Annotated in this window: 21 protein-coding genes; 11 read left to right on the top strand and 10 right to left on the bottom strand. The window is 73.5% G+C overall.

Translation table 11 applies throughout. The features are described from left to right. Window positions 1-26: 26 nt before the first annotated feature. The 3 genes from ACGF5G_RS03270 (at window position 27) to ACGF5G_RS03280 (ending at window position 2,580) form a co-directional block, all read left to right on the top strand. Entirely contained in the window at window positions 27-725 is a 699-nt protein-coding gene (locus tag ACGF5G_RS03270) for a lytic transglycosylase domain-containing protein (RefSeq protein ID WP_357692212.1), read from the top strand. Between the two features lie 114 nt (window positions 726-839). Continuing rightward, window positions 840-1,493, top strand: coding sequence for a rhomboid family intramembrane serine protease (locus ACGF5G_RS03275; RefSeq protein WP_393258577.1), 654 nt, complete (start codon window positions 840-842; stop codon window positions 1,491-1,493). Between the two features lie 115 nt (window positions 1,494-1,608). Beyond that, on the top strand, window positions 1,609-2,580 hold the full coding sequence (locus ACGF5G_RS03280) for an NAD(P)/FAD-dependent oxidoreductase (protein WP_350703416.1): 972 nt from the start codon (window positions 1,609-1,611) through the stop codon (window positions 2,578-2,580). 224 nt (window positions 2,581-2,804) lie between these two features. On the opposite strand, the gene ACGF5G_RS03285 is transcribed toward ACGF5G_RS03280, so the two are convergent. Beyond that, window positions 2,805-3,503: a TetR/AcrR family transcriptional regulator gene (locus ACGF5G_RS03285; RefSeq protein ID WP_393258581.1), complete on the bottom strand. Its 699-nt coding sequence runs from the start codon at window positions 3,501-3,503 to the stop codon at window positions 2,805-2,807. A 141-nt stretch (window positions 3,504-3,644) separates the two neighbouring features. Here ACGF5G_RS03285 and ACGF5G_RS03290 point away from each other — a divergent pair, with 141 nt between their 5' ends. Then, window positions 3,645-4,589: an NAD-dependent epimerase/dehydratase family protein gene (locus ACGF5G_RS03290; RefSeq protein WP_393258583.1), complete on the top strand. Its 945-nt coding sequence runs from the start codon at window positions 3,645-3,647 to the stop codon at window positions 4,587-4,589. Between the two features lie 68 nt (window positions 4,590-4,657). Here ACGF5G_RS03290 and ACGF5G_RS03295 read toward each other — a convergent pair whose 3' ends face one another. Both ACGF5G_RS03295 and glpX read right to left on the bottom strand, forming a co-directional pair. Then, a complete protein-coding gene (locus ACGF5G_RS03295) occupies window positions 4,658-5,632 on the bottom strand; it encodes a DMT family transporter (RefSeq protein ID WP_393259206.1) in 975 nt (324 codons plus the stop codon). Window positions 5,633-5,646: 14 nt separating this feature from the next. Further along, complete coding sequence (glpX, locus tag ACGF5G_RS03300; protein ID WP_357692224.1) at window positions 5,647-6,681, bottom strand: class II fructose-bisphosphatase; 1,035 nt, start codon at window positions 6,679-6,681, stop codon at window positions 5,647-5,649. 153 nt (window positions 6,682-6,834) lie between these two features. Here glpX and ACGF5G_RS03305 point away from each other — a divergent pair, with 153 nt between their 5' ends. From ACGF5G_RS03305 to ACGF5G_RS03315, 3 genes are all read left to right on the top strand, one after another. Next, window positions 6,835-7,545, top strand: coding sequence for a DUF4245 domain-containing protein (locus tag ACGF5G_RS03305; RefSeq protein ID WP_393258586.1), 711 nt, complete (start codon window positions 6,835-6,837; stop codon window positions 7,543-7,545). Window positions 7,546-7,657: 112 nt separating this feature from the next. Next, on the top strand, window positions 7,658-8,473 hold the full coding sequence (locus ACGF5G_RS03310) for a hypothetical protein (protein ID WP_393258589.1): 816 nt from the start codon (window positions 7,658-7,660) through the stop codon (window positions 8,471-8,473). A 240-nt stretch (window positions 8,474-8,713) separates the two neighbouring features. Beyond that, the gene (locus ACGF5G_RS03315) at window positions 8,714-9,568 is read left to right on the top strand and encodes a hypothetical protein (protein ID WP_393258592.1); all 855 of its coding nucleotides are present in this window, start codon (window positions 8,714-8,716) and stop codon (window positions 9,566-9,568) included. Between the two features lie 78 nt (window positions 9,569-9,646). Here ACGF5G_RS03315 and ACGF5G_RS03320 read toward each other — a convergent pair whose 3' ends face one another. Together ACGF5G_RS03320 and xseA are read right to left on the bottom strand one after the other, a co-directional pair. Then, window positions 9,647-9,859, bottom strand: a complete 213-nt coding sequence (locus tag ACGF5G_RS03320) for an exodeoxyribonuclease VII small subunit (protein ID WP_350678613.1) — start codon at window positions 9,857-9,859, stop codon at window positions 9,647-9,649. A gap of 37 nt (window positions 9,860-9,896) precedes the next feature. Continuing rightward, complete coding sequence (gene xseA, locus ACGF5G_RS03325; RefSeq protein ID WP_393258595.1) at window positions 9,897-11,117, bottom strand: exodeoxyribonuclease VII large subunit; 1,221 nt, start codon at window positions 11,115-11,117, stop codon at window positions 9,897-9,899. Between the two features lie 176 nt (window positions 11,118-11,293). Here xseA and ACGF5G_RS03330 point away from each other — a divergent pair, with 176 nt between their 5' ends. Further along, window positions 11,294-12,280: a 4-hydroxy-3-methylbut-2-enyl diphosphate reductase gene (locus ACGF5G_RS03330; protein WP_363705064.1), complete on the top strand. Its 987-nt coding sequence runs from the start codon at window positions 11,294-11,296 to the stop codon at window positions 12,278-12,280. A gap of 44 nt (window positions 12,281-12,324) precedes the next feature. Beyond that, a complete protein-coding gene (locus tag ACGF5G_RS03335; protein ID WP_393258598.1) occupies window positions 12,325-12,771 on the top strand; it encodes a hypothetical protein in 447 nt (148 codons plus the stop codon). A gap of 598 nt (window positions 12,772-13,369) precedes the next feature. On the opposite strand, the gene ACGF5G_RS03340 is transcribed toward ACGF5G_RS03335, so the two are convergent. Then, window positions 13,370-16,639: a S8 family serine peptidase gene (locus ACGF5G_RS03340; protein WP_393258601.1), complete on the bottom strand. Its 3,270-nt coding sequence runs from the start codon at window positions 16,637-16,639 to the stop codon at window positions 13,370-13,372. Between the two features lie 160 nt (window positions 16,640-16,799). Next, window positions 16,800-17,972 carry a DNA recombination protein RmuC gene (locus ACGF5G_RS03345; protein ID WP_393258604.1) on the bottom strand — a complete coding sequence of 391 codons (1,173 nt, stop codon included), beginning with the start codon at window positions 17,970-17,972 and terminating at the stop codon, window positions 16,800-16,802. Window positions 17,973-18,025: 53 nt separating this feature from the next. Between ACGF5G_RS03345 and ACGF5G_RS03350 the strand changes: the two genes are divergently transcribed. Continuing rightward, window positions 18,026-18,769, top strand: coding sequence for a hypothetical protein (locus tag ACGF5G_RS03350; protein ID WP_393258606.1), 744 nt, complete (start codon window positions 18,026-18,028; stop codon window positions 18,767-18,769). Window positions 18,770-18,847: 78 nt separating this feature from the next. Here the strand turns inward: ACGF5G_RS03350 and ppc are convergent, their stop codons facing one another. Then, window positions 18,848-21,634, bottom strand: a complete 2,787-nt coding sequence (gene ppc / locus ACGF5G_RS03355; RefSeq protein WP_393258609.1) for a phosphoenolpyruvate carboxylase — start codon at window positions 21,632-21,634, stop codon at window positions 18,848-18,850. 104 nt (window positions 21,635-21,738) lie between these two features. Next, the gene (locus ACGF5G_RS03360; protein ID WP_393258611.1) at window positions 21,739-22,758 is read right to left on the bottom strand and encodes a hypothetical protein; all 1,020 of its coding nucleotides are present in this window, start codon (window positions 22,756-22,758) and stop codon (window positions 21,739-21,741) included. Between the two features lie 83 nt (window positions 22,759-22,841). Between ACGF5G_RS03360 and ACGF5G_RS03365 the strand changes: the two genes are divergently transcribed. Continuing rightward, window positions 22,842-23,882: a S66 peptidase family protein gene (locus tag ACGF5G_RS03365; protein ID WP_393258614.1), complete on the top strand. Its 1,041-nt coding sequence runs from the start codon at window positions 22,842-22,844 to the stop codon at window positions 23,880-23,882. Window positions 23,883-24,008: 126 nt separating this feature from the next. On the opposite strand, the gene ACGF5G_RS03370 is transcribed toward ACGF5G_RS03365, so the two are convergent. Next, window positions 24,009-24,959 carry a cyclase family protein gene (locus tag ACGF5G_RS03370; RefSeq protein WP_393258616.1) on the bottom strand — a complete coding sequence of 317 codons (951 nt, stop codon included), beginning with the start codon at window positions 24,957-24,959 and terminating at the stop codon, window positions 24,009-24,011. Between the last annotated feature and the right edge of the window lie 277 nt (window positions 24,960-25,236).

Genomic DNA, 25,236 nt, shown 5'->3' on the forward strand with positions numbered 1-25,236 from the left:
CTTGCCCCCGACGAAGGGACCACTTCGTGAGTCGGCTGTGGAGCCGGTTCGGCGCCCGCACGGCCGCTGTCGCACTGCTCTCCGTGGGCGTTGCCGGCGGTGTCTACCTGGGCGAAGACCGTCAGACCCAGCAACAAGGCCTCACCGCGCAGGTCGGCGCCGCCGTGGAGGAGGCCGAGCTCGACTACCAGCGCGAACGCCAGGCCGCCCACCAGGTGCAGTCGGCGAAGCAGCGGGCCGCCGAATACCAGGCGAAGCTGCGCGCCGCCGCGGCGGCCAAGGAGGCCGCCAAGCGGGCCCGCGAGGCCGAGGCCGCCGCGGCGTCCCGGAAGAAGGCGCGGGAGGCCGCCGCCAAGGCCGCGGCCGAGAAGGCCGCCGAGAGCAAGCCGTACGACGGGCCGATCCCGGCGTCCTGCGCGGAGTTCAGCGGCAACCGCGAGGTCGGCTGCGCGCTCATGGTGAAGGCCGGCTTCGGGATGGACCAGTTCCCCTGTCTGGACAAGCTCTGGACCAAGGAGAGCGGCTGGAACCACAAGGCCCGCAACTCCTCGTCCGGGGCGTACGGCATCCCGCAGGCGCTGCCGGGCAGCAAGATGGGCTCGGTCGCCGACGACTGGCAGACCAACCCGGCGACCCAGATCAAGTGGGGCCTCGGCTACATCGAGGGCCGCTACGGCTCGCCCTGCAAGGCCTGGGCGCACTCCCAGGACGTGGGCTGGTACTGACGGACCGACCGGAGGCGGGGTGTGTGGGCGTCCACACACCCCGCCTCCGTCGTCGGGGCGCACGGATCGCCGCAGGAGTGGCGGCACGGGCCGTCACCTGATAGCTCTTGACGGGTGACCCTGCACCCGCGAAGCGGCGATCCGCACCGGTTCGGCACCGAGGCGTTCTACGCCGCGCTCGGCCGGGCCTTCGTCGCCATGTGCGCGGTGGTGCCGTTCCTCTTTCTCATCGAGGCCCTCGACCAGGGGCTGGCGGCCGGCTTCGACACCACCGCCGGGATCATCCCCAAGCGCATCGACGGGCTCGACGGGGTGTTCTTCTCGCCGTTCCTGCACCACGGCTTCGACCACCTCTACAGCAACAGCATTCCGCTGATCCTGCTCGGCACCTTCGTGCTCGCCGCCGGCGCCCGCCGGTTCCTCTGGTCGACGCTCGTCATCGTCCTGGTCAGCGGGCTGGGGGTGTGGTTCACCGGCTCGTCCAACTCCGTCGTGGTCGGCGCGAGCGGCGTCATCTTCGGCTACCTGGGCATCCTGCTCATGCGGGGGATCGTCGAGCGGAGCTGGTGGAACTTCGCGGTCTTCCTGCTGGTCGGCCTGCTCTACGGCTGGCAGCTGGTCGGCATCCTCCCCACCGACGAGCGGATCTCCTGGCAGGGGCACCTGTTCGGGCTGCTCGGCGGGGCGGTCGCCGCGATCATCTTCCGGCGCCGCCGGGACGACCTCGGTGGCCCGTACCGCTCGGAGTCCACGCTCACCCTGCCCTGAGCGCCGACGCGCCGGTGCCGTGCGGCCGGTGGGACATGCTTGCCCGGGCACACCGCCGGCCCTACCGTCGGGATCAGCACGCGTTGATCCGTGAGCGGAAAGCGACGGTACGCCCATGCGCGAGGTCGATGTCGCGGTGATCGGGGCCGGTCCGGCCGGCTTGTTCGCGGCGTACTACGCCGGCTTCCGCGGGCTCTCCGTCGCGGTCGTCGACGCGCTGCCCGAGCCCGGCGGCCAGATCACCGCCATGTACCCGGAGAAGCTGATCCACGACGTGGCCGGCTTCCCGGCGGTCAAGGGGCGGGACCTGATCGCCAACCTCGTCGCCCAGGCGGCGCCCTTCGACCCGCGCTACCTGCTCGGCACCCGCGCCGAGAAGCTCTCGTACGCCGACGGGCGGCCGGTGCTCGGCCTCGCCGGGGGCGAGCAGCTCGGCTGCGGAGCGGTGATCGTGACCGGCGGGCTGGGCAGCTTCACGCCCCGCCCGCTGCCGGTGGCGGAGCACTTCGCCGGTACGGGGATCGTCTACTTCGTACCGCAGCCGACCGAGCTGGCCGGCCGGGACGTGCTGATCGTCGGCGGCGGCGACTCCGCCTTCGACTGGGCGCTGACGCTCCAGCCGCTGGCCCGCTCGGTGACGCTGGCGCACCGGCGGGAGAAGTTCCGCGCCCACGCCGCCACCGTCGCCCGGGTGCTGGAGCTGCCGGTGCGCGTGATCGTCAACGCGGAGGTGACCGGGTTGCACGGCGACGGGGCGGTGACCGGCGCCGAGATCACCGTACGCGGCGGCGCCGCCGCCGAGCTGCTGCCGGTGGACACGGTGGTTGCCGCCCTCGGCTTCACCGCCGACCTCGGCCCGCTGGCCGAGTGGGGGCTGCGGCTCGACCGCCGGCACATCGTGGTCGACAGCGCGATGGCGACGAACCTGCCCCGGGTCTTCGCGGCCGGCGACATCACCGAGTACCCGGGCAAGGTGCGGCTGATCGCCACCGGCTTCGGCGAGGCCGCCACGGCGGTGAACAACGCGGCCGTCGCCATCGACCCGAGCGCGCACCTCTTCCCCGGGCACTCCTCCGACGGCACCTGACGCACCGGTACCGGATGCCGCCCCGGCCGTGTCCGGATCGAGATCAATGGCTGCGACGGTGGGCGGATGAGCGTCCCGGCTCCGCACCGCGACGGCACGCCGGCTTCGCCCTCCGCCGGCCGGACGGGACCTGGGAGCGGCTCGGCTCCGCCGAGCCGGTCGATCCGCCGTGGCCGACGCCGCGTTCCGCCGTTCCGCCCCGCTGACCGTCGTGCGGGACGGGTTCAGTCCGTTCGGGGGAGACCGATCAGGTCGGCCATCAGTGCCGTCTGGTGGTCGAAGTACGCGTCCCGGTGCGGCAGCGTGCGGTTGATCCGGCCGAACAGCTCGAAGCTGATCAGCCCGAAGAGCTGGGTCCAGCCGGCCATGCCCCGGGCGAGCAGTGCCTCGGGCAGCTCGCCGCCCAGCATCCCGGCCAGGTCCGCCAGGTCGGCGCGGAGCGGACCGGCCACCTCGGCGGCCGGTGGCGGGTCGAGCCGACCGGCGCCGAATCCGTCGCGGAGGATGCCGATCAGGGTCAGCGGCGGTCGCTGGGCGGGGCCGATGGTGTCGTCCGGGGCGGCGTAGCCGGGCACGGGGCTGCCGTAGAGCAGGGCGTACTCGGCGGGGTGGGCGAGTGCCCAGCCGCGGGCCGCCCGGCAGGCGGCGTGCCAGCGTCCGCGCAGGTCGAGGCGGTCGCATCCGGCGTCGGCCGCCTCCACGGCCTCGCCGAGCGCGTCGTACGCCTCGATGATCAGCGCGGTCAGCAGCTCGTCGCGGCTGGGGAAGTAGCGGTAGATCGCCGACGAGACCATGCCCATGTCCCGGGCGACCGCACGGAGTGACAGGTTGGCGCCGTCGCTGGCGAGGTGTCGCCGGGCCACGGCCTTGATCTCGTCGATCATCTCGGCGCGGACCCGGGCGCGGATGGAGGGTGCAGTCATGCCTCCACCCTGCCACGATTGAGAGCGCAGATCAAAACCGAGAGCAGCGCTCTTGACGTGAGGCGCGGTCGTGGGTCATGCTTGGCGTCGAACGAGAGCGCCGCTCTCGGAGAGAATTGCCGTTCTGAAAGGTGACCCCTGATGGCACTGCACGTGATCGTCGGCGCCGGCCCCGTCGGCACCGCCACCGCCCGTCTCCTCGCCGACCGGGGCGAGCGGGTGCGGCTGGTGACCCGCCGGGGCGGCGGGCCGGAGCACCCGGCGGTCGAGCGGATCGCCGCGGACGCCACCGACGCCGACCGCCTCACCGCGGCGGCCACCGGCGCGGCGGCGCTCTACAACTGCGCCAACCCGGCCTACCACCGGTGGGCCACCGACTGGCCGCCACTGGCCGCCGCACTGCTCACCGCTGCCGAGCGGAGCGGGGCGGTGCTCGCCACCGTCGGCAACCTCTACGGCTACGGCCCCGTCGACGCCCCGATGACCGAGGCGACGCCGCTGCGGCCGAGCAGCGTGAAGGGGCGGGTCCGGGCGCAGATGTGGGCCGACGCGCTCGCCGCCCACGAGGCGGGCCGGGTCCGGGCCACCGAGGTGCGGGGCTCGGACTACCTGGGCGCCGGCGCCCAGTCACTGCCGAGCATGCTGGTGCTGCCGCAGGTCCTGGCCGGCCGGCGCGCGCTGGTGCCGGCGGATCTCGACGCGCCGCACAGCTGGACGTACGTGCCGGACGTGGCCCGCACCCTGGTGGCCGCGGCCACCGACGAGCGGGGCTGGGGCCGGGTCTGGCACGTGCCGACCGCGCCGGCGGTCTCGATCCGTGGCCTGGCCGCCCGCGCGGCCACGCTCGCCGGGGCGCCCGCGCCGAAGCTCACCCGGATGCCCGGGCAGATGCTGTGGCTGGGCGGGTTGTTCGACGCGACCGCGAAGGAGATGCGGGAGATCGCCTACCAGTTCGACCGGCCGTTTGTGCTGGACTCCACCGCGGCCGTCGCGACCTTCGGCATCGACCCGACCCCGCTCGACGACGCCCTCGCCGACACCGTCGCCGCCCTCCGCGCCCAGCCGGCTCCGGCGCGCGCCTCCTGAGCACCGGCGGTCCGTTGTTCCGCGCGGGCCGGCACACCCGCCAGGTCCGTTCCGCTGCCCTGACGACGTCAGCGGGCCGGGCCGTCCGGCCGGCGGGGCGCAGCCGGGGCGAGCGCGGTGACGAGGACCGCGACCATGGTCAGCGCCGCGCCGAGCAGGGTGGTGAGGCTCGGGTGGGAGGCCGTCGTGGGCCGCAGCACGTCCAGCAGCACGGCGCCGACGATCTGACCGGCGATGGTGGCCAGGCCGAGCAGCAGCACGCCGGTGAACCGGACGATCGCGGCGGCGATCGCGATGAACACGATCCCGATCGGCCCACCCAGGTAGAACCAGGGCTCGGTGGGCAGGTCGCCCGCGGGCCAGCCCCGGACCGCGACGTCGACGGCGAAGGTCGCCAGCAGGGCCGTCGTACCGGCGGTGAAGTTGACCAGCGTGGCCGTCAGGGCGCTGCCGGAGGCCATCCGCACCCGGCCGTTGACCGCCTGCTGCCAGGCGATGGCCACTCCCGCGAGCAGCGGCAGCAGCGCCAGCCCGAGGGTGCCCGGGTCGCCGAGCCGGTCGCCGACGGCCAGCAGGACGGCGACCACGGTCAGCGCCGCGCCGGCCAGCCGCTGGGCGGTGACAGGCTGGCGCCCGTTCGGGCCGACCCCCGCCCGGTCGACGGCCAGGCTGCTGCCGGACTGGCCGGCGACCACCGCCACGCTGAACACGGCCACGCCCAGGGCGCCGATGGTCAGCCCCTGCGCGGCCACCAGCAGGGCGCCGCACACCCCGCCGAGGCACTGCCACGGCCGCAGCGTGCCGTCGGCGAGCGCGCCACGCAGGGCCACCAGTCCCCGCCGCCCACCGGGGGTGGCGGGAACCAGCACCAACAGCACCAGCAGGCCCACGCCGAACGAGACCACCGCGGCGGCGATCCCGTCGGACAGCCGTACGCCCAACTCACCGTTGATCCGGGACTGTACGGCCACGGCGACCCCGGAGGCGGTCGCGAGGCCCACGCCGGCGATCCGGCGGGTCGCCGAGGGGGCCGGCGGGGCCATCGTCCCGGTGGCTGTCACTCCTGCTCGGCCAGGGGGCGACCGTCGAAGTCCACCGCCGAGTAGAGGGCCAGCTTCTCCAGCCGGTGGTACGAGTCGATCACCCGGATCGTGCCGCTCTTCGAGCGCATCACGATCGACTGGGTGTACGCCCCACCGGCCCGGTAGCGGACCCCGCGCAGCAGGTCGCCGGAGGTGACCCCGGTCGCCACGAAGAAGCAGTTGTCGCCGGTGACGAGGTCGTCGGTGGTGAGCACCCGGTCCAGGTCGTGCCCGGCGGCGAGCGCCTTCTCCCGCTCCTCGGCGTCGCGCGGCCAGAGCTTGGCCTGCATCACCCCGCCCATGCACTTGAGGGCGCAGGCCGCGGTGATCCCCTCCGGGGTGCCGCCGATGCCCATCAGCACGTCGACGTCCGACTCGCCGCGGGCGGCGGCGATGGCGCCCGCGATGTCGCCGTCGGAGATGAAGCGGATGCCCGCCCCGGCGCGCCGGATCTGCGCCACCAGGTCGTCGTGTCGGGGCCGGTCCAGGACGCAGACCGTCACCTCGGAGATGTCGGCGCCCTTGACCTTGGCGATCCGGCGCAGGTTGTCGGCCACCCCGGCGTTGATGTCCACGACGTCGGCGTAGACCGGGCCGACCGCGAGCTTCTCCATGTAGAACACGGCGCTCGGGTCGAACATGGCCCCGCGCTCGGCGACCGCGAGCACGGCCAGGGCGTTCGGCATGCCCTTGCTCATCAGCGTGGTGCCGTCGATCGGGTCGACCGCGACGTCCACCTCCGGCCCCGTGCCGTCGCCGACCTCCTCGCCGTTGAAGAGCATCGGCGCGTTGTCCTTCTCGCCCTCGCCGATCACCACGACGCCCCGCATGGGGATCGAGTTGATCAGCTTGCGCATCGCGTCGACGGCGGCCCCGTCGCCGCCCTCCTTGTCGCCCCGGCCGACCCAGCGGCCGGCGGCCATCGCCGCGGCCTCGGTGACCCGGACCAGGTCGAGGGCGAGGTTGCGGTCGAGATCCTGTGGGATCCGCGTCCTGGTGGTGTTGGTCATGACGGCTCCTCCTCGCGACGTTGCGGGGCGGCAGGGTGCGGCGTCGCCGCTGCCGGCTGTGTCGCTGATCCTCACACGATGGCGGACCGGGCGCCGTGCCGGGGCGGTGATGGCCCGGATACGGCCGGTCGGGCGGTGCGGGAAGATGGCGGGGTGGAACCCGCACAGCCTGCCGATCGCGTACCCGCCGACCAGACGCCGCCGGACGGTCAGCCGCCGGTCGCCCCGACCCCGGCCGCCGCCGTGCCGGAGGGCGAGCCGGCGCTGGTGGAGCCTCCCGCCGCGCCGGGCGCCGCGCCGGCCGGCGCGGCGGAGACGGGCGAGCTGCCCGCGCCGCCGCCCTCGGTCGACGCCCGCAAGTCGGAGCGGTCGCCGAAGGACATGGCGCTCTCGCTGCTCGTGCTGCTGATCCCGATCGCCCTGCTGCTCGCCTTCTACCGGGGGTTCCTCGGCGGCGACCAGCCGGTCACGGTCGACCCCGCGCCCGCCGTCGAGTCGGCCCGGGCCGCCAACGCGTTCCCGGTCAGCGAGCCGGTGGAGCTGGGAGACGGGTGGCGGACGGTCAACGCGACCTTCCAGAACGTCGAGGGCGGGGCGAGCCTGCGCCTCGGCTACCTCACCCCCGAGGGGCGGGGCGCCCAGCTGGTGCAGAGCAACGTGCCGCCGGAGCAGCTGCTGCCGGCCGAGCTGACCGCCGAGGGGCAACCCCAGGGGCAGACCGACCTGGGCGGGCGCACCTGGCAGCGGTACACCGCCCGGGCCAACGAGCAGGCGCTGGTGCTGCTCGAACCGAACCGGACGGTGATCGTGGTCGGCGACGCCCGGGACAACGAGCTGCGACACCTGGCCGGGACGATCCGGTAGCGGCCGGCTGTCGAGGGCCCCCGGACGTCGGTCCCATCGGCTACGCTGCCCCGGCTCACCCCCGGCGACCGCGGTCGGCCGGGTGCTTACCGTTCTGCGAAGAGAGACAACAGTGAACATTCGACGGTGGAGCGTCGGCGTGCTCGCCGCCACCCTGCTCGTTCCCGGTCTGGCCGCCTGCAAGTCGGACGCCGCCGAGCCCGGCGCCGCCGGCTCGTCCGCGTCGTCGGCCCCGGCCGTCCCCGCCGACCCGAAGGAGGCGCTGCTCGCCTCCACCAAGGAGATCGAGAAGGGGAACTTCAACTTCACGATCGCCGGTGACGGCATCAGCGGCAAGGGCTCGGTGCACAAGCCCAGCAACAGCGCCCAGTTCACGATGAAGGCCGACGACGGCTCCGGCACCACCTTCGGCATGGAGATGATCTACATCGAGCCGGAGAGCTGGGTGAAGATCGACCTCGGCGAGCTGGGGGCGATGATCCCCGGCGCCGACAAGGTGAAGGACAAGTACCAGCACCTCGACCAGTCCAAGGTCAAGGACGCCGGCGAGCTCGGCCTCAACATGAAGGACGTGGACCCGGCCGGCGCTGCCGTGCTCGCCAAGGGCATCACGGAGGTGCAGAAGACCGGCGAGGGAAGCTACGCCGGCAAGCTCGACGCGTCCGCCGTGGGCGACGGCTCGGCCGCCCTGGACTCCGACATGGTCAAGGCGCTCGGCGCGCAGGCCAAGTCGCTGTCCTTCACCGCCAAGCTGGACGACCAGGGTCGGCTCACCGAGCTGGTCATCTCGGTCCCGGCGGCCGGTGAAACCAAGGCCCACGACATGACGGTCACCTACGCCGACTACGGCAACGCCACCACGCCGCAGAAGCCGGCGGCGGACAAGGTCGTCGAGGCCCCGGCCTCGACGTACGAGATGTTCAGTTAACACCGGCACGACGGAAACGGGCGGCCCCGGCCGCCCGTTTCCGCGTTTCGACGGTCACCCGACCGGGGACAACCGGACAGACCGGTGATTGTGCGACGCGGTGGCAGGGAACAACAGGGGAGCGGGCCCGCCCGGCCGCTCCGGCAGCCGCCCCCGGGCTCGCGCGACGTAGCCGACGCGGTGCGTCGCCCGGTTTCCGGCGCCGTCAGGTGCGTCGGGTGACCCACGTGGGAGACACGCATGACTCTTCGACGCCTGAGCGCCGGCCTGGTGGCCGCCGCGCTGTTCACTCCCGGTCTGGCCGCCTGCAATGCCAGCGGGACACCGGAGGCGGGCTCGTCCGCCTCCCCGTCCGTGTCGGCGTCCGGCACGGTGGCGGCCTCCGGCGCCGCGACCCCGGTCCCCGGCGACGCCAAGCAGGCGCTGCTGGCCTCCACCCGCGAGATCAGCAACGGCAACTTCCGGTTCACCATGTCCGGCGCCGGCTCCACCGCCGAGGGGCAGGTGCACGAGCCCAGCCAGAGCGCCGAGATGCGGGTGACGATCGGCCAGCCGACTGACGACCTGTTCATGAAGCTCGACCTCGTCCACGCCAAGCCGGACAGCTGGGTGAAGCTGGAACTCGGCGGCACGACCGCGGGCAGCCTGCCGGGCGTGCAGAAGCTGAACCTCGGCAAGTACCAGCACCTCGACCAGACCCGGATCAAGGGCAACCGGAACCTCGGCTTCGACTTCGACAAGGTCGACCCGGCGGGCAGCGAGGTGCTGACCCAGGGCATCACCGAGGTGCGGCAGACGGGCGAGGGCGCGTACGCCGGCACCATCGACGTGTCGAAGGCGGCGCAGGCGGGTTCGGTGGACCCGGCGGTGGTCACGGCCCTCGGGGCGCAGGCGAAGTCGGTGCCGTTCACCGCGAAGCTCGACCCGCAGGGGCGACTCAGCGAGATGGTCATCCAGATTCCGGCCGCCGGCCAGACGAAGGCGCAGGACATCCGGATCACCTACTCGGACTACGGCAACGCCGCCGCGGCGCGGAAGCCGCCGGCGGACCAGGTGGTCGAGGCACCGGCGGAGCTCTACAACCTGTTCAACTGACGCGCGCCGCGTCGATCATGGGGGTTCGTGGTGGGTGACGTTTGTCCCCACCACACCCATGATCGACGCGCGGGGACGTCAGGAGGCGGGCTCCTGCCGGGCGGCGTCGATCCGGGCGCGGGCGCCGTCGAGCCAGCGCTGGCAGACCTCGGCCAGCTTCTCGCCGCGCTCCCAGAGCGCCAGCGACTCCTCCAGCGTCGTGCCGCCGGCCTCCAGCCGCTCGACCACCGACGCCAGCTCGGCGCGGGCCTGCTCGTAGCTGAGGCGCTCGTCCTTCTTCTCGTCAGTCATCGCTGCCATCCCACCACATCGTGCCTGCCCTACCCGTTCAGCCGTCGACCGTGGCGGCCAGTTCGCCGTCGGCGAGCCGGACCCGCAGCGCGTCGCCCTTGCCCACCTCGGACGCGGCCCGAACGACGTGCCCGTCGGCCCGCTGGACGATTGCGTAACCCCGGTCGAGGGTGGCCGCCGGCGAGAGGGCACGCAGCCGGGCCAGGGTGTGCCGCAGGTCGTCGTCGGCGGCCGCGAGCCGGTGCTCCAGGCAGCGCCCGGCCCGTTGGCGGAGCCCGGTCAGGTCGGCGGCCCGCTGGTCGACCATCACCTGCGGGCGGGCCAGCACGGGCCGGGAGCGCAGCCCGTCGAGCCGGTGCGACTCGCGGTCGACGAGGTTGCGCACCGCGCGTTCCAGGCGGTGCCGGGCCTGCCGGATGAGGCGTACCTCCTCGGTGAGGTCGGGGACCACCCGCTTGGCCGCGTCGGTCGGCGTGGAGGCGCGCAGGTCGGCGACGTAGTCGACCAGTGGCGCGTCCGTCTCGTGGCCGATCGCGCTGACCACCGGCGTGCGGCAGGCGAACACCGCCCGGCAGAGCGCCTCGTCGGAGAAGGGGAGCAGATCCTCGATGCCGCCCCCGCCCCGGGCGATGATGATCACGTCGATGGTCGGGTCGGCGTCCAGCACCTTGAGTGCGTCGACGATCTGCGGGACCGCGCTCGGCCCCTGGACGGCCACGTTGACCGTGCGGAACTCCACGGCCGGCCAGCGCCGGCGGGCGTTGGTCAGCACGTCCCGCTCGGCGGCCGACGCGCGGCCGGTGATCAGCCCGATCCGGTTGGGCAGGAACGGCGGCCGGCGCTTGCGGGCCCGGTCGAAGAGCCCCTCGGTGGCGAGCAGCTTCTTGAGCTTCTCCAGCCGGGCCAGCAGCTCGCCGAGGCCGACCTGCCGGATCTCGTCGGCGCGCAGGCTGAGCGTGCCCCGGGCCGCGTAGAACTCCGGCTTGGCGTGCAGCACCACCCGGGCACCCTCGCGCAGCTCCGGCGCGCCGGCGTCGAGGACGTCCCGGTTGGTGGTGACGGTCAGGCTCAGGTCGGCCGACGGGTCCCGCAGGGTGAGGAAGACGGTGGTGGCGCCCGGCCGGCGGCTGATCTGCGCCACCTGCCCGTCGACCCATACCCAGCCCAGCCGGGCGATCCAGGCGCCGACCTTCTGGCTGACCACCCGGACCGGCCACGGCTCCTCGGACGTGCTCCGCCCCACCTCGCCTGTGCTCACCCGCCCACCCTACGGCCCGCCGTCCGGGCCCCGTTGATCATGAGGTTGTTGCCCTGCTGACGGCGTGTCGCGGGCGACAACCTCATGATCAACGAGGTGGGTCGGGGGTCGGGGGTGGGGTGCGGGGTGGCGGTCGCAGTCGGGGTTGCCGTCCGGGCGGCACGTACGATGGGCGGGTGACTCAGGCTGAAGCGACGTCCCGGACCGGCAAGCGCGTGCTCCTGGCCAAGCCCCGCGGCTACTGCGCGGGCGTGGACCGCGCGGTGCAGACCGTGGAGGAGGCGCTCAAGCTCTACGGCGCCCCGATCTACGTACGCAAGCAGATCGTGCACAACAAGCACGTCGTGCAGACCCTGGAGGCCAAGGGCGCGATCTTCGTGGAGGAGAACGAGGAGGTGCCGGAGGGCGCCACCGTCATCTTCTCCGCGCACGGGGTGGCGCCGGAGGTCTACGAGCAGGCCCGCACGCGCTCGCTCAAGGCGATCGACGCGACCTGCCCGCTGGTCACCAAGGTGCACCAGGAGGCGAAGCGGTTCGCCGCCGAGGACTACGACATCCTGCTCATCGGCCACGAGGGGCACGAGGAGGTCATCGGCACCTCCGGCGAGGCCCCGGAGCACATCCAGCTCGTGGACGGCCCCGAGGATGCCGACAAGATCACCGTCCGCGACCCGAACAAGGTCGTCTGGCTCTCCCAGACCACCCTCTCGGTCGACGAGACGCTGGAGACGGTGGCCCGGCTCAAGAAGCGGCTGCCGATGCTCCAGTCGCCCCCCAGCGACGACATCTGCTACGCCACCTCCAACCGGCAGCACGTGGTCAAGGAGATCGCGCCCGAGTGCGACGTGGTGATCGTCGTCGGCTCGCGCAACTCCTCCAACTCCGTACGCCTCGTCGAGGTCGCCCTGGACGCCGGGGCGCGGGCCGGTCACCTCGTCGACTTCGCACACGAGATCGACGACGCCTGGCTGGAGGGGGCGCGCACGGTCGGGCTGACCTCGGGCGCCAGCGTCCCGGACGAGCTGGTGCAGGAGGTGCTCGCCCACCTCGCCGCGCACGGGTTCACCGACGTGGACGAGGTGGTGACGGCCAACGAGCGGCTGACCTTCTCGCTGCCGCAGGAGCTCAAGCGGGACATGAAGGCCGCCGCGGCCCGCGGCTGACCCGGCAGGGAACGGCGCCGGGCTTCGCTGCGTCCGATACGGGTATGAGGACCTTTCGGCTCGCCGCCTCCGCGCTGGCCGTCTGCGTGGCGCTGAGCGCCTGCGGCGGTCAGGACGGTGCCGGCGGCATCCACACCCCCAGCCCGACGGGAGCCCCAGTGACCACGCCGCCCAGCCCGGATCCGACCACCCCCGGCGCGCCGCCGACCAGCGACGACGCGAGCGGTCCCGTCCTGCCCCCACCCACGAAGCGCCCGGGCCGGCCGACCTCGTCGCCGCCGCCGGCGGGCGGCACCACGCTGACCGGGACGGTCACCCCCGGGGTCGAGCCCAACTGCCTGCTGCTCGGCAACTACCTGCTGATCGGCGGCCCGCGCGACGTGTTGAAGCCCGGCGCGAAGGTGACCGTCACCGGTCGGGTGCAGCCCGACCTGCTCACCACCTGCCAGCAGGGCACGCCCTTCCAGGTCGACACCGCCCGCCGCGGCTGAGCCACCATCCGCGCGCAGGCGGCGCGCCGGGTCCTCATCGCGCCGGGTCCTCATCGCGGCGGGCGTCGTTGCGGGCGGGCAGCGGTGCCGCCGGGGTTGCCGGCGGGACTTCAGCGCGGGCCGGTCGCCGGCGGGCTCGGCGCGGGCCGGTTGCCGGCGGGTTCGGCGTGGGCCGGTTGCCGGCGGGTTCGGCGTGGGCCGGTTGCCGGCGGGTTCGGCGTGGGCCGGTTGCCGGCGGGTTCGGCGCGGGGCGCCGGTGGTCGGCGGGTTCGGCGCGGGGCGCCGGTGGTCGGCCAACTGCGCAGACCCGTCCCGCCGTGTGCCCTGTCGAGCTGCCCCACGGATAGGGGCAGGGCCGGCGGTGTCCGGCCCGCCGGGCCGCCGCCTCGAACCGGTCTCATGGACGGGGCAGCTCGACAGCGTGGCGTGGACAATGCCCCGAGGCCCGAGGCCCGAGGCCCGAGGCCCGAGGCCCGAGGCCCGAGGCCCGAGGCCCGAGGCCCGAGGCCCGAGGCCGATTGGCCGTGGTCGGAGGCACGAACGGGCGGAGCCCGCCCCCCGGGTGGGGGCGGGCTCCGGTGTTCCGGTGCGGGACGGGTCAGCTCACGGTGCCGATGGAGACGGCGCCGCGGCCGACGACCGCGCCCTCGGTGGTCACCACGGACAGCTCACCGAAGAGCGCCCGGCCGGCGGCCGGGGTCGCCTGGGCGGTCACCGTACCGGTCAGGGTGGCGGTGGCGCCGTTGGCGAGGGTGAGCGGGGTGGCTGGCGCCGAGAGGTTGCCCAGCGCCGCGGCGGAGAACGAGTCACGGTAGTCGTAGGCGGTGCTGCCACCGGCCCCGTCGACCGCGTAGCCGTCGACGACCACCCGGTAGGTGCCCGCCACGGGGTTGTTGATGGTCACGGCCTCCTCCGAGTCACCGTCGGCGGCCCGACCGACCTCCGTGGCGCCACGGAAGACGAAGAGGTCGAGGTCGGCGGCGGCGCTGGCCGGGTTGCCGATCCGGGCGGTGAAGCGGGTCGCCCCCGCCGGCACCTCCACGATGAACTCCTGCGTCGTGCCCTCGGCGATGGTCGGCCGCTCGGCGTGGACGCTGGAGAGCGGGCCGCCCTGGCCGGCCACCGCGACCGGGCCGAAGGTGTTGGCCAGCGACCAGGTCACCGGGGTCGCCGCACCGGCGGCAACCGACGGCAGCTCGATCACGGCCGGCTCGACCGCGACACCCTGCACCCGCGCCGTGAGCTGGTACGGGTTGTTCAGCGACGGCGAGGTCCGGCGGGACTCCACCTCGATCTCCCAGACCCCGGCGATCGGGTTCTGGTAGTCGCGCTCCTGCGGCTTGCAGGCGTTGGCGTCGGAGAAGTTGGTGTAGCAGGCGAGGCTGGAGGTGCTCTCCACCGGGACGCCGTACGGGTTGAACGCGATGAACCGCGTCTGCGAGCCGGTGGCGATGCCGGACAGGTTCACCTGGAGGGCACCGGTGCCCGGCGGCACCGTCACGAAGTACGAGGTGAAGCCGTTCCGGTCGACCGAGCCCTCGGCCGAGAAGGAATAGTCAGGCTTCTGCACGTCGTTCGAGGCCACGACGACGGCGGAGACCTCGAAGTCGATGACGGAGGTGTGCGGGTCGTCGATCGTCATGATCGCGCCGTGCGCGCCGGAGGTGGCGGGCTTGGCGGTGACCGTGACGGTGACGGTCTTGTTCAGCGGGAGCGAGACGGTCTTCGGTGCCTTGAAGGTGCCGTCGTTGCCGCGCAGGCCCACCACGTGCTTCACGGTGCCGGCCGGCCCGCTGGTACGGGTGATTCCGACCTGGTAGGTCTTCGCCTGGCCGACCCGGTGCCCGCCGTCAGCCGAGCCGCAACGGTTGTAGACGCCGGTGCCCCGGTTCGGGGTGCCGAGCTGCCCGGAGAGCACGGTGCAGACCGGGGCGTCGGAGGTGTAGGAGCGGGTCTCCACGCCCTTGCGCAGCAGCTTCCACGCGCCCGCCACGTCGAACATGCCGTAGCCCTGGCCGTACGTCGGGACGTTCTTGATCGGCTTCGCCGACGAGTAGACGGCCCGGCGCAGCGCGGCCGGGGTGACGCCCTTGTCGGTCGCCTTGGCGGCCGACAGCAGCAGGGCGGCGGCGCCGGCGGCCTGCGGGGAGGCCATCGAGGTGCCGTTCAGCATCGCGTAGCCCGGGGGCAGCGGGTAGCCGGCCTCGGGGACCGGGTTGCCGAGCTGCCAGGTCGGCGCGGTGGAGATGGCGGAGCCGGGCGCGGTGATGCTCGGCTTGACGCCGCCGTCCTCGCGCGGGCCACGGGAGGAGAAGTTGAACAGCGCGTTCTTCTGCTCCACCACCGAGCCGTAGTTGGCCAGCCAGGTGTCCTTGCTGATGCTCGCGGCGACGCTGACCACGTTGGCGGCCACCGACGGGTCGCCGATGGTGTTCAGGCCCGGGCCGGAGTTGCCGGCCGAGATGAACATCTGCACGCCGTAGGTGGTGATCAGGTTGTTGTAGAGCTCGGCGCGGGCGTTGTTGCCGTCGTTCAGCGCCGGCAGGCCGCCGATCGACATGTTGATCACGTCGACCTTGCGATTGATCACCAGGTCGGCCATGCCGGTGGTGAGGGCGGCGTACGTGCAGCCGCCGCCCCACGAGCAGGCGCGGGCGGAGACGAGCTTGGCACCGGGCGCGGCACCGTCGAAGGCGCCGTTGCCGAGCATGTCGTTGGCGGCGGTGATGCCGGCGACGTGGGTGCCGTGGGTGCTCTCGACGATGCCGATGTTGACGTAGTCGACCAGGCCGGGGCCGCCGACGGGAGCGGTGTCCACGTCCTCGCGGTACTCCACGACGAACGGCATCCGCTCGGCGACGGGGGTCGCCGGGTTGTCGGTGCCGAAGTGGCCGACGTCGAACTTCTCCTTGTACGGCCGCATCAGGGCGTCGTCGGTGAAGTCGTTGTTCTGGTTGGTGTCGACCCAGATGTTGTGGGTGGCCGGGTCGTAGAGGATGCCGAAGGCGTCGGTCCGGTCCCCGTCGCGGTTGACGTCACCGGCCGGGTCGCTGTTCGTGGTCACCGACTCGGCGAACCGGTTGAACCGGTAGGTGCCCGCCGGGGCCTTCCAGGTCGCGCCGGCCGCGGTGAACGACGGGCCGGTCACCTCGGTGATCATGGCGCGCCAGGTGGCGTCCTCGAACGGGTCCGTCGCGGTGACCCAGTCGACGATCTTCCGCTCGCCGGTGGTGGTCTGCTGCAGCGCCGGGTGACCGAGGTCCACACCGGAGTCCATGATGCCGATCGTGACGCCGCGGCCGTCCCACTCCGGGTGCTGCTTCACGAACGAGACGGCGCCGGTCTCGTGCGTCGGCATGTACGGGTTGGCGGCCGGGGTGTCGGCGCCGGGGCCGGGCAGGGTCGCAGCCTGCTTCGCCGCCTTCTTGCCGGCGGGGGCCACCTCGGGCGCCGGGTCGGGGAGCTGGATGGTCTCGTCCAGGTCCACGGCGGAGACGCCGGGCAGCGTGGCCGCCTTCACCACCTTCGAGGTGGGGACCTTGGCCAGGATGTAGCCGATGCTGTCGTACCGCTCGGTGACCGCGGCGCCGAGCGCCTTGAGGTCGGCGGCGACGTCCTTCGCCTCGCCCTTTTCGGTGGCGACGATCAGCGTGACGGTCGGGGCCTTCTTCGCTTCCGCCTCGGCGAGCAGCTTGGCGTCGTGCGAGCCCAGGGCCTCGACGGGGGTGACCTGCGAGGTGTCGGGGGCGGCGGTGGATGCGGTGCTCGCGTTCGCGGCTCCGCCCGCGCCGGTCACGGCGCTGGCCGCCACGACCGACGCAAAGAGCGCGGCGGAGGTACGCCGGCTCAGGTTTCGGGGTTTGCTCACGTTCTCTTTCCTCCAGAGAACAGGGCCCTCAGATGCAGGGCACACGTGACCAAATCCTTCGTGGTGGCGCAGGTGGTGTCACTACCGGCGAGTTCGTTGTGACCACTTCGTGACGTGCGTAAATGCGCATTGTCACATCGGAGGTGGTACGAATCGGCCGTCAGTCCAGTGTCGACCCGCCGGTCGGCGCGTCGGCCGTGCCCAGCAGCTCCGGTGCCTGCGGCTGGCGGGGGGCCAGCTCGACCTGCGTCGGGGCGGCCAGCTCCTCGTCGGAGACCCCCAGCTCGGCGAGCTTGCGGGCGCTGACCAGCACCCGGGCCTCCAGCGACCCCACCGCCCGGTTGTACGCGGTCACCGCCCCGCCCAGCGACGCGCCCAGCTTGCCGACGTGGTCGCCCAGTGTGGACAGCCGGCCGTACAGCTCGCGGGCCAGCGAGTGCACCGCCACCGCGTTGCGGGCCAGCGCCTCCTGCCGCCACGAGTAGGCGACGGTGCGCAGCAGCGCCACCAGGGTGGCCGGCGTCGCCAGCACCACGTTGCGGGCGAACGCGTGCTCCAGCAGCGTCGGGTCGCGCTGCAACGCGACGTCGAGGAACGGGTCGGCCGGTACGAAGAGCACCACGAACTCCGGCGTACTGTCGAACGCGGCCCAGTAGGACTTGGCGGCCAGCGCGTCGACGTGTGCCCGCAGGTGCCGCGCGTGCGCGTCGAGGTGGGTGTCACGCCCCCGCTCGTCGCGGGCCTCCATCGCGGTCAGGTAGGCGTCGAAGGGCGCCTTGGCGTCTACCACCACCGACCGGCCCCCGTGCAGCCGGACCACCAGGTCGGGGCGGACCCCCTGGTGGTCGGTGGCGGCGGTGACCTGCTCGGAGAAGTCGCAGTGCTCCAGCATGCCGGCCGCCTCCACGATCCGGCGCAGCTGGTGCTCGCCCCAGCGGCCCCGCACCTGCGGCGCCCGCAGCGCCGCCACCAACTGCTTGGTCTCGGTGCGCAGCTCGCCGGAGACGGTGCTCATCGTGCGGACCTGTTCGCGCAGCTCGGCGTAGGCGTCGACCCGGTCCCGCTCCAGCTCGGCCACCCGTTGCTCGTATCGGCGCAGCGTCTCGTGCAGCGGGGCCACCGCTCGGGCGACGGCCTCCTGGGACTGCGCGGTCGCCTCGTAGCTGAGCGCCCGCATGGACTGCTCCAGCCGGCCCTCGCCCTCCCGGGTGGCCCGCAGCGTGGCGTCCAGCCGGGCGATGTCGGTGGCCGAGCGGGCCCGGGCGGCGTACCAGCCCACCGCGCCTCCGGCGGCGAGGCAGACGACCACCACGGCCAGCGTCGAGAAGTCCACCACCGGAGCTTGCCAGACGCGTACGGCCGGACCGGCCCGGGTACGTTCGTGCCATGGAAATTCTGCTGGTGGTGATCCTGGCGGCGCTGCTGGTGGCCGCGTTCGTCTGGTGGCGGCGGGAGCGTGCCGCCCGGGAGGCGCGGAGCCTGGCCGACGTGCGGGCCGACGCCCAGCGTTGGTACGAGCGCCTGGGCGGACAGGTGATGAACCTGCACGGCGACCACCCGGCGGTCCGCCAGGCGCTGGTCGACGCGGGCGAGCGCTACAACGCGGCCGGCGGCCAGCTCGAACAGGCCCGGACCGTCCAGCAGTACCGCCTGGCCCGGGAGACCGCGCTGGAGGGGCTGACGTACGCCCGCGCCGCCCGGGTGGCGCTCGGCATCGACCCCGGCCCCGAGCTGCCCCCGCTGGCCGCCGCGCAGGGCGCCGGCGAGCTGACCCGGGAGCGGCAGGTCGACGTGCGGGGGCAGACGTTCAAGGCGGGCCCGCAGCCGGGCCGGGACACGCCCTACTACTACCCGGGCGGGCGCTACCAGGGCCGGCCGGTGCCGGCGGGCTGGTACTCCACGCCGTGGTGGAAGACCGCGCTGGGCGCGGGGGCGGGCGTGGTCGGCGGCCTGTTGATCGCCGACGCGCTCTTCTCGCCGGCCTTCGCCGACCCGGGCTACGGCTACGCGGCCGGCTACGAGGAGGGCTTCGGTGACGGCGCCGACTACGGCGACCAGCCCGGCGATTTCGGTGGCGGGGACTTCGGTGGCGGCGATTTCGGCGGCGGCGATTTCGGCGGCGGCGACTAGTGAGCTCCCGCCGGTCGCCGTGTTAGGAAGGGCACCTTGCTATACAAAATCCGTTAACAAGGTGCCCTTCCTTACACCTCAGCCGGTGTTGCGCATGCCGGCGGCGATGCCGTTGACCGTGGTCAGCAGGGCACGCTCCAGCGCGGTGCCGTCGCTCGGGGCCCGTCGGCCGCCCGGCGCGGTCGCCAACGCCCGGCCCGCCGCCCCGGACTCCCGGTACTGGCGCAGCAGGGCGACCTGGAGGTGGTGCAGCGGCTCCAGGTAGGTGTCGCGGACGGCCAGGGTGCGCTGGAGCACCGGGGAGCCCTCCAGCAGGGCGGGCGAGGCGGTCACCGCCAGCACCTCCTGCTTGGTCAGCTCGTACTCCTGCTCGATCTTGTGGAAGATCGGGTGCAGCTTCTTTGGCACCAGCGTCTCGACGTACCGGCGGGCGATGCTCAGGTCGGTCTTGGTGAGCATCATCTCCACGTTGGACAGGAACGTGCGGAAGAAGTGCCAGTTGCGGTGCATCTCGGCCAGCACGTCCTCCAGCCCCGCCGCCCGCGCCGCGGCCAGCCCGGAGCCGACCCCGAACCAGCCGGGCACGATCTGCCGGGTCTGGGTCCAGCCGAACACCCACGGGATGGCGCGCAGGCCGCCGAGCCCGGCCCCGGTGTTGGGTCGCTTCGCCGGACGGGAGCCGATGTTCAGCGCCCCGAGCAGCTCGGTCGGCGTGGACGCCCAGAAGTACGCGGGCAGGTCCGGGTCCTCGACCAGTGACCGGTACGACCGGAAGGCCGAGTCGGAGACCAACTCCATCGTCGCGTCCCAGCGTTCCAGCATCTCGGCGGGCTGCCGGGGTGCGGTGTGCAGCAGCGTGGCCTGGAGCACCGCGGCCAGGGTCAGCTCCAGGTTCTCCCGGGCCAGCGACGGCAGCGAGTACTTGTCGGAGATGACCTCGCCCTGCTCGGTCACCTTGATCGCGCCGTCCAGCGTGCCGTACGGCTGGGCCAGGATCGCCTCGTGCGTCGGCCCGCCGCCGCGCCCGACCGTGCCGCCGCGGCCGTGGAAGAGGCGCAGGTGCACGCCGTGCCGGGCGGCCACGTCGCGCAGCGCGCGCTGGGCCCGGTGGATGGACCACTGGCTGGTGGTGATGCCGGCCTCCTTGTTGGAGTCGGAGTAGCCCAGCATCACCTCCTGCACGTCGCCCCGCGCGGCGACCAGCGCCCGGTAGGCCGGCAGGGACAGCAGTTCGTCGAGCAGCTCGCCGCCCGAGTTCAGCTCGCTCGGGGTCTCCAGCAGCGGCACGAACCCGATCCGGGACCGGCCGCTGTGCACGTCGACCAGGCCGGCCTCGCGGGCCAGCACCACTGCGGCGAGCACGTCGTCCACCCCGAGGGTCATCGAGATGATGTACGACTCGATGACCTCCGCGCCGAACCGGTCCTGCGCCTCACGGATGGTGCCGAAGACGTCGAACGTCTTGCGTGTCGCCTCGGTCAGCGGCGTGTCCAGCGTGGACAGGGGTCGGCGGCCGGCCAGCTCGTCGGCGAGCAGCTTGGTCCGCTCGAGGCGGCTCAGCGAGGGGTAGTCGGAGACCTCGCCGACGGCCGCGTAGAGCTGGGCCAGCACCGCGTGGTGGGCCTCGGCGTGCTCCCGCACGTCCATGGTCGCCAGGTGCAGCCCGAACGCGGAGACCGTGCGGATGGTGGAGGCGAGCCGGCCCACGGCGGTGAGCTGGCCGGAGTTGCGGGCCAGCGAGGCGCGCAGCAGCTCCAGGTCGGCGATCAGCTCGGCCGAGCCGCGGTAGTCCCGGCCGGGCACGTGCGCGGTGCCCTGCCGCAGCCGCTGCCGGGTGTTGGCCAGCTTCGCCTTCACGCAGCGGGCCTTGAGCCGGTAGGGCTCCTCGGCGTTGACCCGGCGGAACCGGGGCGCCACCTCGGGCAGCGCGTCCAGGTCGGCGGCGAGGCTGGCGGAGAGGTCCAGCGACACCCCGCGCAGCCGCCGGGACACCGACACCTCGTTGATCAGGTGGTCCATCGCCTTCTCGGTGGCCTCGATGCCGTGCTCGTGCTGGATGGTCAGCACCTCGCGGGTCACGGTCGGGGTGACGAACGGATTGCCGTCGCGGTCGCCGCCGATCCAGGTGCCGAAGGTCAGCGGCCGGGCGGTCGGGGAGGTCTCCACGCCGAGGGTGCGCAGCGTGTCGGCGAGGTCGTCGAGCACCTGCGGCGCCGCCTCGGCGTAGAGGTCGCGCAGGTAGTAGATGGCGTTGCGGGCCTCGTCGGTCGGGTCGGGCCGGTCCAGCCGCAGCTCGTCGGTCTGCCACATCAGGTCGAGCAGCTCGGCGAGGCGGCGGTTGGCCGGGCCCTCGTCGCTGGCGCCGTAGAGGATCGCGTTGGCGGTCTCGGTGTCCAGTTCGTCGGCGATCGCGCGCAGCTTGGACAGGATCGACCGGCGGGCCGCCTCGGTCGGGTGGGCGGTGAAGACCGGGCGTACCGCCAGCCGCCGCGCCGCCGCGGCGATCTCCTCGGCCGGCACCCCGCGCTCGGCGATCATCTTGGCCGCCTGGTCCAGCCAGCCGCCCTGGACGGCCCGGCGGCGGCGCAGGTCCCGGGCCCGGTGCACCTGCTCGGTGATGTTGGCCAGGTGGAAGTAGGTGGAGAAGGCGCGGGCCAGCTTGGTGCCGGTGGTGACGTCGAGGCCGGCGAGACGCTGGGCGGCGCTCGGGGCGTCGGAGCGGACCAGCGCGCGGATCTCCTCGACCAGGTCGAGCAGCGGTCGACCCTCCTGGCGGGCGAGGGTCTGCCCGAGCAGGGTGCCGAGGCGGCGGATGTCGGCTCGCAACGCGGCGTCGGGGCCGTCGTGGTCGTGCTGGTCGCTCACGGGGCGCTCCTTACGTGAGTACGAAGGACAGCGCTGTCCGATCCCCTGGATCGTATCCACGACGACCCCGCCGTCAGGAGGGGGTCCCGATTTCGTCCCATTCCTCAGTCCGTTGGAGACGCGGGGCGCCCGGCATGGCGGGGCGCCGCCCGCCGGCCCCGGACCAGGCTGGCGGTGAGCAGCCCGGCCGCGCCGAGGACGCACCACAGGGCCAGCCCGGTCACGGCCCAGCCGGTCGACCGGCGGTCGAAGTAGACGACGGACTTCAGCAGGTCGGTGGCCAGCCCCGGCACGTTCCACCGGTGCATTCCGCGCAGCCAGGTGGGGAGGAACTCGGGGGCGTAGATGCCGCCGGAGCCCGGGTTGCCGAGCACCACCAGCAGCAGGATCACCAGCCCGGTGCCGAGCAGCCCCAGCCAGCCCTGCACGGCGGAGGCGACCATCGCCGCCGCGAACACCGCCAGCGTCCCGGTGGCGGCGACGCCCACCAGGTCGTGGTCCCAGACGCCGAGGACCGGGCCGACCACGACCGCGCCGAGGGCCCCGAGCACCAGGCTGTACGCCGCCAGCGCGGCGATCCGCAGCCCGGCGCGGCGTGGTCCGCGCGGCGCGGTGCCGTTGCCGAGGCCGAGGACGGTGGAGGCGAGGTAGCCGCCGAGGACGTACCCGACGGCCAGGTAGAACGGGACCAGCCCGCGGGGGTCGGTCCCGGCCACCGGCACCTCGTCGGTCACCCGCAGCGGGAGTTCGGCCTGCCGCGCGGCGGTGGAGAGCACCTGCGCGACGACGTCGGCCGCGGCGGGCGAGGCGGCGCTGGCGGTGGTCAGGGCCAGCCCGCCCTCGGCCGTGGCGGCGAGCACGCCGTACACCTCGCGGGTGGTCAGGCCGTCGTCGGCGGCGCCCGGGTCGTCGTACTCGACGGGTTTGATCTTGTCGGTCTGGTTGCGTACGGCGTCGAGGAGGGCCTGCGCCTTCTGGTCGCCGCGCACCACCCCGACGGGCACGTCGCGCGGGGTCGGCTGGTGCAGCGCGCCGACGTAGGCGGCGATGAACGCGGTGGCGAGCGCGAGGGTGCCGAGCAGCAGCCCCACGGTCCGCAGCCGGTTGCGCGCCCCCTCGTCCACGCCGCCAGCCTAGGGCGGCTTTCGGGGCTTTCGTCGCGGTTATCCGGGCGGAAACCGTTCGACTGACCCGATAGCGTCCGATCATGACGTCGCCGAACTATCCCCCGAAACCCCGCCCCGGCGACCGGGTCGCGGTCGTCTCGCCCTCCGCCGGCCTGCCCGCGATCTTCCCCCACGTGTACGAGCTGGGGCTGCGCCGGCTGCGCGAGGAGTTCGGCCTGGAGCCGGTGGAGTACCCGACGACCCGGGTGATGGACGCCGACCCGCGCGACCGGGCGCGGGACCTGACCGCCGCCTTCGCCGACCCGACGATCACCGCCGTGCTCGCCACGATCGGCGGGGACGACCTGATCACGGTCACCCCGCACCTGGACGACGCGGTGCTGCGGGCCAACCCGAAGCCGTACTTCGGGTACTCCGACAACACGAACGTGCTCAACCACCTGCACCGGCTGGGGATCGTGGCCTACCACGGCGGGTCGGTGCTGGTGCACCTCGGCCGAGCCGGCAGGCCGCACCCGCTGACGTTCGACTCGCTGCGCGCCGCCCTCTTCACCTCCGGCTGGTACGACCTGACGCCCGCGCCGGAGTGGGGCGACCGGCCGAACGACTGGCGGGACCCGGCGTCGCTGGCCCACGAGCCGGAGATGCTGCCGGGGGAGGGCTGGCGCTGGCAGGGGCCGTCGAGGGTCGTCGAGGGGCGCACCTGGGGCGGCAACCTGGAGATCCTGCACTCGCTGATGGCGACCGACCGGGTGCCGCCGGCCGGCGAACTGGCCGGGTCGGTGTTGATCGTCGAGACGTCGGAGGAGATGCCCTCGGCGACCGAGGTGTTCCGGATCCTGCGCGACATGGGCGAGCGGGGCCTGCTCGCCGCGTTCCCGGCGGTGCTGGTCGGGCGGGCGAAGGCGTGGGACTTCGAGCGGCCGCACACCGTCGACGAGCGGCGGGCGTGGGCCGACGCCCAGCGGGAGGCGGTCGCCCGGGCGCTCGCCGCCTACCACCCGGACGCGGTGGTGGTGTTCGACGTCGACCTCGGCCACACCGACCCGCAGCTGATCGTCCCGTACGGCGGCGAGATCCGGGTGGACGCGGTCGAGCGCCGGATCTCGGTGCGCTACTGACCACCCGCCGCTGTCGGCGCTCGCTCGGTGGAACGTCACGGGTGTCAACGAACCGTCCTGACACCCATGGCGTTCCACCGAAGCAGCCCGCCCGCCCGTGTGCGGGCCGGGCCGGGCCGGGCGAGGTCAGGCCGGGACGACGGCGAAGGCGCGGACGGGGAAGGTGCCCATCCCGGCGACCATCGGCGGAGCGGCGGTGAACCGGAAACCGCTCGGGGGCAGGGCGTCGAGGCCGGTCAGGTGCTCCACGATCGGGACACCGGCCGCCAGCAGCGTGCTGTGCGCCGGGCGTTCGCCGGCGGCGGCCGGGCTCATGTCGTCGATGTTGATCGAGTCGATGCCGACCAGGGCGGCGCCCGCCTCGACCAGGGCCCGGGCGCCCTCCCCGGTGAGGTGGGGCGCCTCCGGCGCGCTGTACCGGTCGGTGCCGAAGTGCGCGTCCCAGCCGGTGTGCAGCAGCACCGCCCGCCCGGCGACGTCGTACGGGGCCAGCATCAGCCGGTCGATCGCGCGGGTGCCGGCCGGCACCCGGACCACGGTGCCGGGCAGGTCGGCGAGGCGGTCCAGCGGCGTGCCGGCGAGGTCGGCGCCCTCGGCGTAGCGGTGCGCGGGGGTGTCCAGGTACGTGCCGGTGTTGGCGATCATGTCGATCCGCCCCACCTGGAACTCGGTGCCCGGGGCGTAGTTCGCCCGGGACGCGTCGCGGGTCAGCCACTCGCTGATCCGCGGGGCCGGCCAGCCCGGCAGGGTGGTCATCCCGTCGGTGACCACGTGGCTCAGCTCGACCAGCCGCCGCCCGTCCGCGCCGCCCGGGCCGGCCGCACTGTCCGGATCGGCCGCGCCGTCCGGGCCGGTCAGGCCCCGGCCGCCCTTGTGCGGCTCCTCGATGATCGTCTTGTCGCTGATCCGCACCTCGGCCACCATCAGCAGCCCGAGGTGCCGGACGAACAGCGCCGCCAGCTCGTCGTCGCCGATCTCCCGGCCGGGGATGTCGAGCCGGAACCCGTCGGTCCGCAGCCCGCCGCCGTTGGCGAAGGTGACCTCCGCGTCGAACTGTGCCCGCCACTGACTGCTCATGATCGAAGCCGACCACGCCGGCGCCGCCCCGGTCAAGATCCGCTCCCGATCGGCGCTGCCCTGGTCAAGATCCGGTCCCGATCGGCGCTGCCCTGGTCAAGATCCGGTCCTGCCCGGGGCCGGCCCGGGTCGGGATCCGGGTTCCACGCCAGGCGCCGCCGTCGGCTCTGGGCGAGATTGTCCCCGCCGCGAGATAGGCTGGCGGGCGTGCACCCCCCGTCCCGACGGACGCGGGGCTTCTGTCGTGCTGCGGCCCTGCCGCGTGCCGAGCCGGCGA

Source organism: Micromonospora sp. NPDC047730 (assembly GCF_043204765.1).
In the GTDB taxonomy this organism is placed as follows: domain Bacteria; phylum Actinomycetota; class Actinomycetes; order Mycobacteriales; family Micromonosporaceae; genus Micromonospora.

Excerpts from the sequence above, each read along its gene's own strand:
- glpX (WP_357692224.1), bottom strand. The coding sequence starts at position 6,681 with ATGACCAACACCACCAGGACGCGGATCCCACAGGATCTCGACCGCAAC.
- ACGF5G_RS03350 (WP_393258606.1), top strand. The coding sequence starts at position 18,026 with ATGGAAATTCTGCTGGTGGTGATCCTGGCGGCGCTGCTGGTGGCCGCG.
- ACGF5G_RS03335 (WP_393258598.1), top strand. The coding sequence starts at position 12,325 with ATGAGGACCTTTCGGCTCGCCGCCTCCGCGCTGGCCGTCTGCGTGGCG.
- ACGF5G_RS03370 (WP_393258616.1), bottom strand. The coding sequence starts at position 24,959 with ATGAGCAGTCAGTGGCGGGCACAGTTCGACGCGGAGGTCACCTTCGCC.
- ACGF5G_RS03320 (WP_350678613.1), bottom strand. The coding sequence starts at position 9,859 with ATGACTGACGAGAAGAAGGACGAGCGCCTCAGCTACGAGCAGGCCCGC.
- ACGF5G_RS03365 (WP_393258614.1), top strand. The coding sequence starts at position 22,842 with ATGACGTCGCCGAACTATCCCCCGAAACCCCGCCCCGGCGACCGGGTC.
- ACGF5G_RS03280 (WP_350703416.1), top strand. The coding sequence starts at position 1,609 with ATGCGCGAGGTCGATGTCGCGGTGATCGGGGCCGGTCCGGCCGGCTTG.
- ACGF5G_RS03290 (WP_393258583.1), top strand. The coding sequence starts at position 3,645 with ATGGCACTGCACGTGATCGTCGGCGCCGGCCCCGTCGGCACCGCCACC.
- ACGF5G_RS03295 (WP_393259206.1), bottom strand. The coding sequence starts at position 5,632 with ATGGCCCCGCCGGCCCCCTCGGCGACCCGCCGGATCGCCGGCGTGGGC.
- ACGF5G_RS03315 (WP_393258592.1), top strand. The coding sequence starts at position 8,714 with ATGACTCTTCGACGCCTGAGCGCCGGCCTGGTGGCCGCCGCGCTGTTC.
- ACGF5G_RS03285 (WP_393258581.1), bottom strand. The coding sequence starts at position 3,503 with ATGACTGCACCCTCCATCCGCGCCCGGGTCCGCGCCGAGATGATCGAC.